Origin of the sequence: Methylomonas fluvii, from assembly GCF_014850975.1 — a bacterium.
Classification (GTDB): Bacteria; Pseudomonadota; Gammaproteobacteria; order Methylococcales; family Methylomonadaceae; genus Methylomonas; species Methylomonas fluvii.
The window spans coordinates 509,735-523,981 of sequence record NZ_JACXST010000003.1 but is presented as its reverse complement, the minus strand read 5'-3'; the positions used below and the strand labels follow the sequence as shown (position 1 = coordinate 523,981).

Annotated in this window: 11 protein-coding genes; 10 read left to right on the top strand and 1 reads right to left on the bottom strand. The window is 55.4% G+C overall.

Translation table 11 applies throughout. The features are described 5' to 3' along the window. The first annotated feature begins 3 nt into the window (after positions 1-3). The 9 genes from EBB_RS19905 (at position 4) to EBB_RS19865 (ending at position 10,733) form a co-directional block, all read left to right on the top strand. Positions 4-2,334 carry an MMPL family transporter gene (locus EBB_RS19905; RefSeq protein ID WP_192395481.1) on the top strand — a complete coding sequence of 777 codons (2,331 nt, stop codon included), beginning with the start codon at positions 4-6 and terminating at the stop codon, positions 2,332-2,334. Continuing rightward, positions 2,334-3,536, top strand: coding sequence for a beta-ketoacyl-ACP synthase (locus tag EBB_RS19900; protein ID WP_192395480.1), 1,203 nt, complete (start codon positions 2,334-2,336; stop codon positions 3,534-3,536). Before EBB_RS19905 ends, EBB_RS19900 begins: the two co-directional genes overlap by 1 nt. Further along, the gene (locus EBB_RS19895) at positions 3,536-4,285 is read left to right on the top strand and encodes a beta-ketoacyl synthase chain length factor (protein ID WP_192395479.1); all 750 of its coding nucleotides are present in this window, start codon (positions 3,536-3,538) and stop codon (positions 4,283-4,285) included. Before EBB_RS19900 ends, EBB_RS19895 begins: the two co-directional genes overlap by 1 nt. Positions 4,286-4,378: 93 nt before the next feature. Continuing rightward, positions 4,379-4,789, top strand: a complete 411-nt coding sequence (bamE, locus tag EBB_RS19890; RefSeq protein WP_192395478.1) for an outer membrane protein assembly factor BamE domain-containing protein — start codon at positions 4,379-4,381, stop codon at positions 4,787-4,789. A gap of 17 nt (positions 4,790-4,806) precedes the next feature. Then, positions 4,807-6,012 carry an NAD(P)/FAD-dependent oxidoreductase gene (locus EBB_RS19885; protein ID WP_192395477.1) on the top strand — a complete coding sequence of 402 codons (1,206 nt, stop codon included), beginning with the start codon at positions 4,807-4,809 and terminating at the stop codon, positions 6,010-6,012. 225 nt (positions 6,013-6,237) lie between these two features. Beyond that, on the top strand, positions 6,238-7,083 hold the full coding sequence (locus EBB_RS19880) for a S26 family signal peptidase (RefSeq protein ID WP_192395476.1): 846 nt from the start codon (positions 6,238-6,240) through the stop codon (positions 7,081-7,083). A 92-nt stretch (positions 7,084-7,175) separates the two neighbouring features. Next, positions 7,176-8,093, top strand: a complete 918-nt coding sequence (locus EBB_RS19875; protein WP_225587622.1) for an AAA family ATPase — start codon at positions 7,176-7,178, stop codon at positions 8,091-8,093. A gap of 13 nt (positions 8,094-8,106) precedes the next feature. Beyond that, entirely contained in the window at positions 8,107-9,363 is a 1,257-nt protein-coding gene (locus tag EBB_RS19870) for a DUF58 domain-containing protein (RefSeq protein WP_192395474.1), read from the top strand. Beyond that, entirely contained in the window at positions 9,360-10,733 is a 1,374-nt protein-coding gene (locus tag EBB_RS19865) for a DUF4129 domain-containing protein (RefSeq protein ID WP_192395473.1), read from the top strand. The genes EBB_RS19870 and EBB_RS19865 overlap by 4 nt, the downstream gene beginning before the upstream one ends. Here the strand turns inward: EBB_RS19865 and EBB_RS19860 are convergent. Next, positions 10,730-13,123 (bottom strand): phosphoketolase family protein, encoded by a 2,394-nt coding sequence (locus tag EBB_RS19860; protein WP_192395472.1) that lies wholly within the window; start codon positions 13,121-13,123, stop codon positions 10,730-10,732. The two genes, EBB_RS19865 and EBB_RS19860, sit on opposite strands and share 4 nt — an antisense overlap. Positions 13,124-13,417: 294 nt before the next feature. On the opposite strand from EBB_RS19860, the gene EBB_RS19855 reads away from it, so the two are divergent. After that, positions 13,418-13,780 (top strand): hypothetical protein, encoded by a 363-nt coding sequence (locus EBB_RS19855; RefSeq protein ID WP_192395471.1) that lies wholly within the window; start codon positions 13,418-13,420, stop codon positions 13,778-13,780. Positions 13,781-14,247 lie beyond the last annotated feature (467 nt).

Below are 14,247 nucleotides of genomic sequence, written 5' to 3'. Positions count from 1 at the left end.
AGCGTGTCTTTTGTTTGGCGAAAGCGCTGGTTCGTGCTGTTGTTTCCCTTATTCCTGGCCATCACGTTCTGGCACATCAAGGTCGAGACAGACCTGAACGCTTTTTTTACCGCGACCGACGATGAAGATTCCCGGCTGTTGGCCGGCTTGTTGAAGTCAGGCGAACTGTCGCGGCGCTATTTGCTGGTGGTCGAAAAGTCCGATCACGTTTCAGCCGCAGATACGATTAATGGCGCTGAAAACCCAATGTCGGTGGCCGCATTCAGTGCTCGACTGCTTAGTCAGCTGGCTAAACTCGATGACGTGGAGCAGGTGTGGCCGGCCGATCAGCCGCCCCGCGACTGGGTCGATGCCGTGGCTTCGTATGCGCCTTACCACGCCCGGCTGTTCAGTCTAAACCCGGAACAAGATGCGCCTGAATTGTTCGATCCCAGCCAGTTACCGGCTAAAGCCGCCGGGTTGAAGCAAGCCTTGCTGTCGCCGCAAGGCAGCTTTGTAAAAGCCATTGCCAAGCAAGATCCGTTGTTGCTGTCTTTAAACGGCTTCAAGGCGCTACAGGGACAATTTCAGCAGCAAGCCAAACGCAGTCAGGGTGGCGCGTTAATCCTGCAAAGCCGGCCGGCGGCGCTGGATGCCGAAGCGCAGACGCGCCTGCAAGCGGCCATCCAGGCCAATTTCGCAGCGTTAAATGCCGCGGCCGGGGAGGGTTTCAAGTTGTCGATGGCGGGGGTGCCGGTGTTCAGTGTGGCCGCGCAAAGTGAGATCAGCCAGGATGTGACGCTGGTATCGGTGGTATCCAGCCTGGCGGTGGCGCTGGTATTTTTATTCCTGTTTCATTCGTTTTCGGCCTTGCATTGGGTGATGATGGTGCAGGGCGCGTCGTTTGTAATCGGCACCCTGGCAACGGCGCTAGTCTTCCCACAAGTGCACAGTCTGACGCTGGCGTTGGGCGCCAGTTTGATTGGCATCTCCTCCGATTACCCGATTCATGTGATGGTGCATTGCGCCAAGCATCGCAACACCCCGCTAGCGGCGGCCAAGCTGTTGTGGCCCAGTCTGTTGATGGGCGGTTTGACCACGGTAATCGGCTACGGTGCCTTGGGCTTTACCGGGTTTCCGGGCTTCGAGCAAATTGCCGTGTTTGCCTTGGCCAGCGTGGTCGGCTCGCTGGGCTTGACCCGCTGGGTATTGCCGGCTTTGCTGGTCAATTCATCGTTGCACGCTGCGCATTTACCCGGCATCGGCGCTTGGGTGGATTTTTGCGGCCGGCACCGGAAAATATTGCTGGGCCTGTTCGCTGCCAGCGTGGTCATGGCTGTGCTGTGTCTGCCGCAAATTCGTTGGATGAGCGATATGCAACAACTGGCGGTCAATATGGATAACTTAAAACAGCAGGATGCGGCAGTGCGCGCGCATTTTTCCAGTATCGAACCGGGCCGTTTTGTGTTGATACAAGCCGACGATTGGGAAACCGCGCTGCAACGATCCGAAGCTGCCGAACGCCGGTTGCAGTCTTTAAAGCAAGCGGGAGTCATTAGCGAATATCACGGCCTGTTTCCGTGGTTGGTATCCAAGCAGTTGCAAACCGAGAACAGCCAGGTTTACCAACATGGCCTGACGCCGGAATTTCAGCAAGCTTGGCAAACCGGCTTAGCCCAAGCGGGCTTATCGGTCGAGAAATTAGGGACGTTAGCGCTGGCGTCCCCCGCAGCGCTGCAACCCTCGGTGGTGATGGACTCGCCGGTTAGGCATATTCTGTCCGGGCAAATAGTCAGCGGGCAAACGGGGGTGATGTTATCGCTGTGGTTGGGCGAACACGATCCGGATAAATTGATAGCCGGTTTGGCCGGATTGGACGGCACCCGGTACTTCAGCCAAAAAGATCAACTGGATCAGTTGGCGGGCAAATATCGGGACCGGTCTTTAGTGATGCTGGGTATTGGCATAGGCATAATGGCCTTGTTCATTTGGCTGCAACAACGCGACCTGCGCAAAGTGTGCTTGACCTTGCTGCCTTCGCTGGCTGGCGTGCTGTTCATTTTTGCCACGTGGGCGCTGATGGGCGAGGAAGTCAGTTTTCTGCATGTGATCGGCTTGTTGTTATCGGTGTCGTTGTGCGTGGATTACGGTATCTTTTTTATCGACAACCGCGGCCAAGACGCCGATGTGACTTACCACGCGATTGCCTCATCCACGCTGACGACGATTGCTTCCTTCGGTGCCATGGGCTTGGGCAAGACACCCACCTTGCCAATTTTGGCACTGTCGGTAAGCTTAGGTGTGAGCTTGGGTTTTCTGCTTTGTCCCTTACTGATCCAAAAGCCAAAGAATTAATGCGTATTTCCCCACTGATTTCTCCAGTCGCCGTCACGGCCTACCAGTGCGTCAGCGCGGGCGGTGACGATATGGACGCTTTGTACGCCAGTCTGTTAGCCAATCGTCCTTGCCTGAAACCCCTAACCTTGTTCGATATTCCTTTTGATACGGTAGTGGGTGAGGTGACTTCAGCTTTACCCGACATTCGGCCTGATTTAAAAAACTACAATTCCCGCAATGCCCGCTTGGCATTAAAAGCTTTGGAGCAGGGCGGTTTTCGCACCGAGGTGGAGAGAGCGGTCGCCTGTTACGGTGAGGCCCGCGTTGGTTTAATACTTGGCACCAGTACCTCCGGTATCTACGACTCAGAGAACGCCTATGCGCGCTTGCAGCAAGACGGCGTGATGCCTGGCGACTTTTATTTCACCAATGTGCAAACCGCCCAAGCTACAGCAGAATTTTTGCAGCTCGAACTTGGTTTACAAGGGCCTTGCTACGCGATCTCCACCGCCTGTTCTTCCAGCGCTAAAGCCTTGGCCGCCGCACAAAGACTGATCGGCACAGAGTGCTGTGATGCGGTATTGGTGGCCGGGGTGGATAGTTTGTGCCGACTGACCCTGCGCGGTTTCAACAGCTTGCAACTGATTTCTGCGGACGCTTGCCGACCGATGGATGCAGAGCGTCAAGGGATTAACATAGGCGAGGGCGCGGCGTTGCTGTTGTTGGAAAAGCCCAGCATTGAGAATACGGATCGGCCCAGATTGTTGGCGGTGGGCGAATCGTCGGATGCCCACCACATGAGTGCGCCGCACCCGGAGGGGCTTGGGGCTGCCACGGCAATGGCGCAGGCCTTGCGTTTGGCAGGACGCGATGTGAGCGAGGTCGATTACATTAATTTGCATGCCACCGCCAGCACCCTGAACGATCTCGCCGAGGCCAGAGCGGTAGCCAGCGTATTTGCCAACCCGCCGCCCTGCAGCGGCGTGAAAGGTTTGCTTGGTCATACCTTGGGGGCGGCTGGTGCCGTGGAAGTCGTGGTGAGTCTACTGGCTTTGGAGCGCGGTTTTTTACCCGGCACCTGCGGTTTGCAAATGCCCGACCCCGAATGTCGTTTTCCGCTGGTAACGGCGCCAGAACTGAACATTAGCCCCCGACTGATCTTGAGCAATGCGTTTGGCTTCGGCGGCAACAATGCCAGTGTCTTGCTGGAGGCTGCATAATGGAATGCATGAACCTGCTTGGCGTGGGCGTTTGTGCGCCGGACGCCGAATTTCGCGCCAGTCTGCCGTTTCCGGCCTTTGCTATCAATCGCGAGACCATTCCGCCGCTGTTGCGCCGTCGCAGCAGCCAGGCGATGCAAATGGCTTTCAGCGCGGCAAGCGCTGCCTGCGAGCAAGCACAGCGTTCGCCATCCAGCTTACCGGCGATATTTGCCAGCGTGGCGGGAGAAATAAACACCACCGACCAGATTTGTAACGAACTAGTCAAAACGGACGGGGTGATGTCGCCCAGCGCTTTTCATAATTCCGTGCAAAATACCGCGGCGGGTTATTGGAGTATCGCTCAGCAATGCACCCAGCCAGCCACCGCTCTGGCGGCAGGATCAGATACCTTGGCAATGGCTTTATTGGAAGCCTGGTGCCAGTTGGCTTGCCAGGGTGGTGAACTGCTATTGGTTTGTTACGATGAGGCATGGCCGGGCTATCTAGCTCCCGGTTGCGGCAATCCGGCATTTGCCTATGCCTTGCTATTGGCGGCGGGAAAAGTGGACGGACGTCTGATGCAGATTAGCAGACCGCAAGTTGGCGAAAGCACTTTTCCGGCGGCCTGGACTGATTCGGTTAATAGTATGCCAATTTTGGCCGCTATTCCTTTGCTTGAAGCGGCTTTAACCGGAAGAGGGCCGCAAGCCATAGCATTAAGCCCGCATATGCCGGGCTGGCAAGTTCATGCAGGTGCTTATGAGTAGTGGCCTCTGCTTATCCGAAAACAGACGATGGTGAAAAATGGCGGTAACTGAACTACTATAGACCGCTGACAAAACTAACCGGAAGGTATCTCTGTGAAGCACTATAAAACATTAGCATTCTTCGCCGCTTTAGCGCTGGCCGCCGGCTGTGCATCCAGCAATAAAACACCCGCGCAAGCAGGCACACCGGCCGCTCAGGCCAGTACCGCGCCGGACTCGCGAATTGACGGTAATTTTCCGGCGAATAGCCCGTTCGCCAAACTCAAGCTGGGCATGACCCAGGGCCAGGTTCATGAAATTCTCGGCCAACCCACCGACACCAAGTCTTATCAAACCGGCAAAGCCTGGATCCCATTTTATTTTGGTCCGGACGTGATGCGCACCGATGAGTTTTATAAAGGCGTGGGCATCATTACTTACACCGGTGCCGGTATCGGTGGCGTGCATTGGACTGTTTACCGCGCCATTTACAACGCTGCGGAAGACGGTTATCCAAACGACTAATCCGTTAATCTTTAAAGATGATAGACAACCAGCAAAACCCTTTTGACCATGATGTGGTCGTCGTCGGTGGCGGCCCGGCCGGCTCGACGGCCGCGACGTTACTAGCGCAATATGGTCATAAGGTATTGCTGTTGGAAAGCGGTACGCACCCGCGCTTTCATATCGGTGAATCGATGCTACCGTTTAGTGAGCCGATTATTCAGCGTTTGGGGATAGATTGGAGTGCCGGGAATCTGTCGAAAAGCGGCGCGGTCTTTATAGACGAAGCTACTGAGCAACGGATGTATTTCCCGCTGAGCATACACCGCAAAACCTACCAGATAGAGCGCGCACCGTTTGACCAAATGCTGTTTGAAAACGCCGCGAAATACGGCGTCGAAACCCATCAGCAAGAAAAAGTACTGGATGTTTCCTGCCAGGCTGACGGCGTGAACATTGTCTCCGATAAAAGCCGATACCGCAGCCGCTATCTGATCGACGCCACCGGCCGCAGCGCGCTGATGGGCCGAAAAGACAAAGGCATCAAAAGGATCGAAAATTTGGGCAAATTTGCGGTGTATACCCATTTCGAGAACATTCAAGCGGGCGAGGAGGCCGATGAACTGTTCCGTTCCGGCAATATATACGTGCCGGTCGTAGACATCGGCTGGATCTGGATCATTCCGCTGGCTGGACGCCGCTTGAGCGTAGGTTTGGTGGTTCAGAAAGAGCGTCCCAAGGACTGCGATGCGGAAGAATTGTTGCGCCGTTATCTGACAGCCTCACCGCTCCTGAGTTGTTTGTTAACAGGCGCAGAGCAAGTCGCGCCGGTGCGGGTTGAAGCGGATTTCAGTTACACCAACCAAAGCCGCTACGGCGTCCGCTATGCCTGCTGCGGCGACGCGGCCGGCTTCCTCGATCCGGTGTTTTCATCCGGCGTATTTTTGGCGTTCACCAGCGCCGCCCGGATTGCCGACCGCGTCCATATCGGGCTAAGCGACGGGCGGGAAGCCGATCCTGATCTGCACGCCGAGGACGATGACAAGTATTTGCTCGGTTTTAATACGATGCGGCTATTCGTCGAGTGCTTTTACCAATCTAATATTGTCCATAACTTGTTTTTCGAAGCCGACCGCGATCCGGATTTGAAAGCCCAGATTGCGCAACTGTTGGCCGGCGATTTATGGGTAGACGACAACAAACTACAACAAAGCCTGCTGGCCGGCCGCCGCAGTGCAAGTTAGTTTTTCCGGAAACTTTCAACCTTTGCTGGCCAAGCGGCGTTTTTAACTTCCCAAACCATCTAAACCCACCGCTAAACATCGGCTTTTACGCGGTGCTTTTGATGCCCCCCAAACACTGCCGAGAAAGGCGAATATCTGAGCTGACGGCTTCGTTTTTTAGGCTAGCAACACTCGCGTTTTTCAGGCTGTGCTAGTCTTTAGGGCTTTCGACTCGGACGAATCACCATGCGCGTTAATCGATCTTCATTAGGGCCAACGCTGCTCAGCCTGCTGGCGGTGGTGGTTTTCGGCTGTCCGATTATTTATACCGTTTTGTACCACCCGATCAGCCGCATGGCATCGACCAATCCCTTGTACAAGGAGTTGTCCAAGAACGCTTTTATGGTGATGTCCGCTAAAGTGGATTTGGCAGCCGGGCGCTTGATCAGCTTTGACGATGCGGCCGGCAAACTGCAGATCAGCAGAATCGTCGGTATGCCCGGCGATGAAGTCGGTTTTACGGCCGGTGTATTGTCGGTTAACGGCAAACCGGTCGCAGAATATCCGCGGAATACCTTGCCCAACTCAACGTTAATCGTGCCGCAACAAGCCGTTTTCTATTTCCCGGATTTTATTCCCGACACTGCGGAGTCTGCGAATCCCGGGACATTGGCGAACCATCTACTGGCGCAGAGCAACATAAATGCAAGCGTGCTTTATGTATTCGATCAGGCGACGTCGGCGGCCCAGCACCCGGAACTGTTCGTTTACGGTTTGGCTTTGATCGTGCTCTATGGCTTGGTATTTTTCGGACTGGGCAAGCGTAAGGCGCGTATCGTTAAACCGGTTTATTACTTGGCACGGATTAGCGTTGGTTTGAATTTTGCCATCTGGTTATTGCTCGGAGTCATAGGCCTATCGGTGGGTTATCAAGCCGTCATGCCGGCCATTTATTATGCGTTTGTTTCCTGGTTGACGTTTTTTGGCTTATCTGTCGCCTCAGCAAGCGCGATGCTGGTGGCGATTGTGATATTCGCGGTGTTGGCGCTATTTTCCGATACCCAATTCGCAGCCAAGCGCCTTAACCCTTAGCCTGGCATGACAAACGGCCAAGCTCTGCTAAGCTTGGCTCTCCCATTTCCCGCCCATCTCTTTAACAGGACAATCCTAAGCCAATGGATGCCATGCTTTCTTTAATCGAAAACGTCGAAAAAGTCATTATCGGCAAACGGCCGGTCATCGAATTGGCCGTGGTGGCGATGCTGTGCCGCGGCCATGTATTGCTGGAGGATGTGCCCGGCACCGGTAAGACCATGTTGGCCAGGGCATTGGCCCGTTCGGTGGCGGTGGACATGAAACGCCTGCAATGCACCTCGGATTTATTACCGTCGGACATTACTGGCGTCGCTATCTACAATCAAAAAACCGCCGATTTCGAATTCCGGCCTGGGCCGGTATTTACCCATTTACTGCTGGCCGACGAAATCAACCGCGCCACGCCGCGCGCGCAATCGGCGCTGCTGGAATGCATGGAAGAATTTCATGTCAGCGTGGACGGGCATACGCACGAACTTCCCCAGCTGTTTATGGTGCTGGCCACCCAAAACCCAATCGATATGGCTGGCACCCATGCCTTGCCGGAAGCGCAACTGGACCGGTTTTTCATGCGCTTGCGGATGGAGTATCCCAGCATCGAACAAGAAATGCGGATACTGGCGGCGCAAGCCCAGACTCATCCTATTGACAGCCTACCGGCCGTCACCTCGGAAGCCGACATTATGGCGGCACGCGCACAGGTCAAGTCGGTGCATGTCAGTATGGACGTAGCTAAATATATGGTCGGTATCAGTGCCGCCAGCCGCCAGCATAGCGATTTGCGCTTGGGTATCAGCCCGCGCGGCACCTTGGCTTTGGCCCGAGGTGCGCAAGGTTTGGCTTATTTGCGCGGCCGGGATTTTGTGTCGCCGGATTTGGTGAAAAGCATCGCGCCGGCGATTCTGGAACACCGCCTGATCGTCAAACCGCAAGCTGCGGTAATGGGGCGCAATGCCGGCGAGATTCTCGCGGAAATTCTCGACCGGCTACCGCCGCCGGTGGTTTGATCGTTAATCCGCAATGGCGCTGAGGCTGAAATTTTTAATCTTGTGCGGCTTTACGCTGACCGCGTATTTGGCGGCGATCAGCCGCGAACAAAGCTTGCCTTGGCTGCTCGCTGCATTGCTCAGCGCCGCCTTGTTGACCGGCATGTTTTGGCCGCACTGGTTGCTTCAACGGTTGTCGGTACGGCGGGTCGGGCCGCAACGGGCTCTGGAAGGCGAAACCATTGTGTTTCGGGTGGACCTACAAAATCGCGGCTGGCTGCCGCGCTTCATGGTGGAGTTGGTCGACCGCTTGCCTTTTGTCGGTGCCGCCGAACAGGGCGCCAACGATGGCGACAAATTGCTGGGCAGCGTCGCTTACGTGCCGGGCCGCGGTGCGCGTAGTTTTGATGTACCCTTGCTGTGCGAAAAACGCGGTTTTTATACGCTGGGGCCAATGGGCTTGGCGTCCAGTTTTCCGCTTGGTTTAGCTGAAGCGCGCAGCCGCACCGACCGTTCCCTGCAAACCCTGACCATTTATCCGAAGGTCTTTCCGATCCTATCGCTGCCGCTGTTCGGCGCGCCCAGCCAGATTCACCGGGGCGGTTATTGTCTGCCGGAAGGCGCAGGCGCCGCGGAATTCTCCGGCCTGCGCGAATACCGGCGCGGCGACAATCCTCGGCATATCCATTGGCCGACCACGGCGCGCTTGAATGAGTTGATGGTCAAGGAGTTCGAGCCTTTGGCCTCGGCCTGCATCTGCATCGCCCTGGATTTAGCCAAAGACGCCAATATCGGCCGCGGCAAACACAGTACCCTGGAATACGCGATACGCATCGCCGCCTCCGTGGCGGCGTATGCTTGTAGCCAGAATATGCACAGCCGCGTGTTGGCTAATGCCGCGCAGCCTTTGCGGATTCTATCCGGCAAGGGCGATTTTCATTACCAAGCCATTCTTGACGCGCTGGCAGTCGCTGAGGCCGACGGCGTAACGCCGTATGCCAAATTGCTGACCGAGATTGCGTTGAATTGCATTCGCGGCGAAACGGTTGTGCTGTTATTGACCGAGCCGCCGCATCGCACTGCCGAAACCCTGCAGGCGCTGGCTTTACTAAGGGCCAAGGGCGTGTATTTGTTCGCGGTATTGTTTGAACGTGACAGCTTTCTAAACGCCGCCAGTTGGATCCGTCGCGACAACAGCGACCTGACATTGAACGCCGGTTTATTGGAATTGGGCGCGCATTGTGTCACGGTTCGGCGAGGCGACGACTTAACAACGCTGTTTAACCAATGACCGCATCGCCGCTGAGTTTTCCAGTCTATGCGGGATTGTTTTTAGCGCAATGGCTGGCCGTCGCCTGCAATGCGTTTTTGGATATCGAATACGGCAGCTTTGCACGGGAAATGCTGTTCTGGGCTATTGTCTTCGGTGGTACGTCGATTGTCGGCTGGCGACAAAATCATTGGCTTTCGGGAGCGGGCAAGGTTTGGCAAAAGGCCGTGCTGTTTATCGGTTTCTTACTGTTTGTATTGGTATTTATGCCGATTTGGGGTATGCCGCGCGCCGGTTTGTATCTGTTGGCGATGTTGCAGGCCTCCTACAATTGCGTCACCACCGGCCGGCGCGAGATGAATCTGGGGTTGTTGGTGTCGCTGGCGATAGTATTGTTTGCCGCCTCGCATTACCGCGCCGACTGGACCGTGTTGTTTTATCTAGCGCCTTATATCGTGACGGTGGTGTTTTGTCTGGTTGCCGAGCAAGTCCAGCGGCGCGGCGCGGACTTGCAGCGTTTGAGTCTGGGTCGGCCCAGCAGCCAAGGGCAGGGCGCGGCCATTTTGGCGGCCACCGCCGCCATCGTGCTGATCGGTGGCGGGCTTTATCTGATAACGCCGCAACTTAACTGGCCATATCTGGAGTGGCGATTCGGCCAAGTCAGCTTGCAAAATCCCGGCGGCGAAATCGAACAGGCTGGCAGCGGCGGTCAAATCGGTTCCGACCAACCAATCGAAAAAGCGGGTGGCGGGCAACAGCAAGCTGCTGATGGAGGAGAGGGCGCAGGCCAACAATGGCAGGCCGGCAGCCGTTGGCCGAGCCCGGCGGACATGCGTGCCGCCGCAAAGCGAGTCAATATGCCGGCTTGGCAGGCGGCAGCGATCAACAGCATTGCCGGCCTTAGCGAATCTACGCAACAGGCTTTGGTACCGGCCGTTGCAGTGTTTTTCGACTGGTGGGAGTGGTTGAAACAATGGCTGCGCGAGCACTGGCTGGCGGCGTTATTGGGTTTGCTGGCATTGATTCTATTGGCGATTTTCCTGGCTTTCGGGGCATTATTGCGGGAAATTCCATGGGTACTTTGGCTAATAACGCAATGGGACTATCTGCGTTTGGGGGTGATCGGTCGCCATACCGGCGGCGAACCCGCAGCTCGCCAGTATTACCAGGCGATGTCTCGCTTATTCGCGTTGCACGACGTGCCGCGCGCCGATACCGCCAATACCCGCGAATATCTGGCGCAAATCAGTCGTCGGCATCGCGATGCGCGACGCAGTGCGGCGAAAATCACCGGTTTGTTCGAAGCAGCCCGTTATGGCGACAAACCGTTAGCAGACGGGCATATTCGGCGCATGCGGGAGTTGTACCGCACTATTTATCGTCAGCTTTAATACGGCCAGTGCCATTGGTCGTCTTCCGGCCGGTCTATGCCGTGTTCATAGGCATAGTTGCGGCAATCGATTTGCCGGTCACGCAGCTTTTCCTTGACGTGGGCGCCGGACACTTGCAAGGCCGGAATCCGATCTATTGCATCGATTGCCAGACTGAAACGGTCGGTTTCGTTTTGAATGGCTAGTTCCAACGGGGTGTTGATACTGCCTTTCTCTTTATAGCCGCGGACATGCAGATTGGCATGATTGTGGCGCCGATAGGCCAACCTATGAATCAGCCAGGGATAACCGTGAAAGTTGAAGATTACCGGTTTATTGACGGTAAACAAGCTGTCGAAATCCCGATCCGACAAACCGTGCGGATGCTCGCTGGCGGGCACTAGCTTGTACAAATCCACTACGTTGATAAAACGAATTTTCAATTGCGGAAAGTGCTCGCGCAGTAGTACCACCGCCGCCAAGGCTTCCTTGGTGGGAATGTCGCCGGCACTGGCCATCACCAGATCCGGCTCGGCACCATCGTCATTACTGGCCCATTTCCAAATACCGATGCCCTTGGTGCAATGTTTGATCGCTGCATCCATATCCAGATACTGCAGATGTTTTTGTTTGTCGCAAACGATCACGTTGATGTAGTCGGTGCTTTGCAGGCAATGGTTGGCGACAGACAGCAGACAATTCACATCGGGTGGCAAATAGATGCGCGTTACCGACGGGCTTTTGTTGACTACCAAGTCCAAAAAGCCGGGGTCTTGATGCGTAAAGCCGTTGTGATCCTGCCTCCATACCGTGGAAGTAATCAGCAAATTCAATGATGACACCGGCGCCCGCCAGGATACTGCTTTGGACATTGCCAGCCATTTGGCATGCTGATTGAACATAGAATCGATGACATGCACAAAGGCTTCGTAGGACGAAAAAAAGCCGTGGCGGCCGGTTAATAAATAGCCTTCCAGCCAGCCTTCCAAGGTGTGTTCGGACAGCATTTCCATCACCCGGCCATCGGTCGCCAGTTCGCCGCCGTCGGCATCTTCCGGTAGATAATCCGCCAGCCAGGTTTTCTTGCTGGCTTTGTAAACATCATCAAGTTTGTTGGAGCTGTTTTCGTCTGGGCCGAATACCCGGAAGTTGTGCATATTGGCACTCATGATGTCGCGCAAAAATTTACCCAGCGGCCGGGTATTTTCCGCCGACACTTTGCCGTGGCCGTCCAAGGCCAAAGCATAATCTTGAAAATCAGGCATCCGTAATGCTTTGCGCAGCAGGCCGCCGTTGGCGTGCGGGTTCGCACTCATCCGCCGGTTGCCCGTTGGCGCCAGGGCTTTAAGTTCCGGAATCAATTTGCCCTTGCTATCAAATAATTCTTCCGGTTTATAGCTGTGCAGCCAGTCAGACAATAATTGCATATGCGTCGGGTTGTCTTTCACGCCGGCCAGCGGCACTTGATGGGAGCGCCAGAACGCTTCCACTTTATGACCATCGACTTCTTTGGGGCCTGTCCAACCTTTCGGGCTGCGCAAGATAATCATCGGCCAATGCGGCCGGGTAGGGATGCCACTAGCGCGGGCTTCTTGCTGGATCCGCCGAATTTCCAGGACGCAAGTTTCCAGCACGCCGGCCATCAGTTGATGCATGGTGTCTGGATCGCTACCTTCGACGAAATACGGGGTGTAGCCGTAGCCGCGAAACAGTTGTTCCAGCTCTTCATGGGGAATCCTAGATAACAAGGTCGGATTGTTGATCTTGTAGCCGTTTAGATGCAGGATGGGCAGCACGGCACCGTCGCTGATCGGATTCAAAAATTTGTTGGAGTGCCAGGAGGTGGCTAGCGGCCCGGTTTCGGCTTCACCGTCGCCGACCACCACTGCCACCAGCAAATCCGGATTGTCGTAAGCCGCGCCGTATGCATGGGAAATGCTGTAACCCAGCTCGCCGCCTTCATGGATCGAGCCGGGTGTCTCCGGCGTGCAATGACTGCCGATGCCGCCGGGAAAGGAAAACTCTTTAAAAAATTGCAACAGACCTTCTTCGTCTTCGCCTTTATTCGGATAAATCTCCGCGTAAGTGCCTTCGAGATAGACTGGCGCCAACACGCCCGGCGCACCGTGGCCAGGGCCAGCTAGAAATATCGCGTTAAGGTCGTATTGTTTGATCAGCCGGTTGAGATGTACGTAGATAAAGCTCAAGCCGGGACTGGAACCCCAGTGGCCGAGTAGTCGATTTTTAATGTGGTCCGGTTTTAAAGGTTCTTTTAACAACGGGTTGGCGCGCAGGTAAATCATCCCGGCCGCTAAATAAGTGCAGGCCCGCCAATAAGCATTAATGCCTTTTAGTTCTTCTTCGCTCAGTGTCGAGATGACTGCCGGGATAGTTGTTTCCAGTGTCGTCATACGCTAACTCCTTAGTTGAACAAAACGTGTTTCCGCGCTGCCAGAACGGCTTGGAAATTCCAAGACTAGTGTAGTTTAAGCTAACGCAATTCAGAAATAGCGATTTGCCGATAGAATTTGGCATCGTAGCATTGGTCGGATACAACACTAAAACGGTAACAATGTTCCTGGATGACGGACAGGAAGTATTTTCGCTATCCCTAATATTTAACATAATATACATTATGCGAACTCTATAAGGCGTGGGCGCGGTTTTTGCCTGCGCCTGGCTTTTAACGTCAAGGAGTCGATTTTATGGCTAAGAAAAAAAGCAGCTTTTATCACGTTCGCTGGAATCGTTGCGGTTTGAATGTGGAACGTGCAGCCGAGGTGTTAGGCGTAACGGTTGATGACGTACTGTCGTTTGACCGTGACGGCCACTACCTGGCCGAGCGGTATCTGCTGTTATGGGATCGAAAGCACGTGAATTTGCCGGGATGGGATGGTTGGCTATTTTCCCGTGGTGTTTTGCGTTACAAGTCACAACAATGGCAACCCAGCTCAATCCTAGCCAGCCGGGACCAGTCAGCCGAGATTAACCGGCTAAATCTACACATCGAAACATTGTCAGGTGGTCGCGGTTTATGCTCCGCGCTTCGCTTGGCCCTTCGGGGTTGAAAGAGCGGCCCACGCGCGCGACCTCGCGTCACCGAGCAGGCGCAAGCCGCTGAAAGCCCACCGCGTGAACATCGGTCGCGCGGGCCACTCACCTGATTGATGATGCCTTCGGCGACCCTTCCGGGGGAGCCTCCCGGCGGGGCGTGTTAGCCCAAAGCCCGCCCGCAAAGCTCCCCACGGTCCGCGAAAAGCGTGCGAACCGCGTGAATCTTTCCGCGCTCTTGTCTACGATCAGGGTTTAGTTCTTCACCCGCGCTGCTAGCGCGGTGCTTCGCGCCGGCTGGGGTCTCCCGCTGCGTGGGTAAGTTAGCGGCGGCGCTTCTGCCGGTCAACAGCAGGACCGGTGCAACAACGCTATCAAGCGGAACGTCAAAGCCCGTCCGGTGGAGCAAAGCCTCGGTCTGGTTGGGTGGGTGGATTGTGGGCGGGACAGTGGCAGGTGGTGTCTATCCGCTTTCCCTTCGGGG

Excerpts from the sequence above, each read along its gene's own strand:
- EBB_RS19900 (WP_192395480.1), top strand. The coding sequence starts at position 2,334 with ATGCGTATTTCCCCACTGATTTCTCCAGTCGCCGTCACGGCCTACCAG.
- EBB_RS19895 (WP_192395479.1), top strand. The coding sequence starts at position 3,536 with ATGGAATGCATGAACCTGCTTGGCGTGGGCGTTTGTGCGCCGGACGCC.
- EBB_RS19885 (WP_192395477.1), top strand. The coding sequence starts at position 4,807 with ATGATAGACAACCAGCAAAACCCTTTTGACCATGATGTGGTCGTCGTC.
- EBB_RS19880 (WP_192395476.1), top strand. The coding sequence starts at position 6,238 with ATGCGCGTTAATCGATCTTCATTAGGGCCAACGCTGCTCAGCCTGCTG.
- EBB_RS19875 (WP_225587622.1), top strand. The coding sequence starts at position 7,176 with ATGCTTTCTTTAATCGAAAACGTCGAAAAAGTCATTATCGGCAAACGG.
- EBB_RS19870 (WP_192395474.1), top strand. The coding sequence starts at position 8,107 with ATGGCGCTGAGGCTGAAATTTTTAATCTTGTGCGGCTTTACGCTGACC.
- EBB_RS19865 (WP_192395473.1), top strand. The coding sequence starts at position 9,360 with ATGACCGCATCGCCGCTGAGTTTTCCAGTCTATGCGGGATTGTTTTTA.
- EBB_RS19860 (WP_192395472.1), bottom strand. The coding sequence starts at position 13,123 with ATGACGACACTGGAAACAACTATCCCGGCAGTCATCTCGACACTGAGC.
- EBB_RS19855 (WP_192395471.1), top strand. The coding sequence starts at position 13,418 with ATGGCTAAGAAAAAAAGCAGCTTTTATCACGTTCGCTGGAATCGTTGC.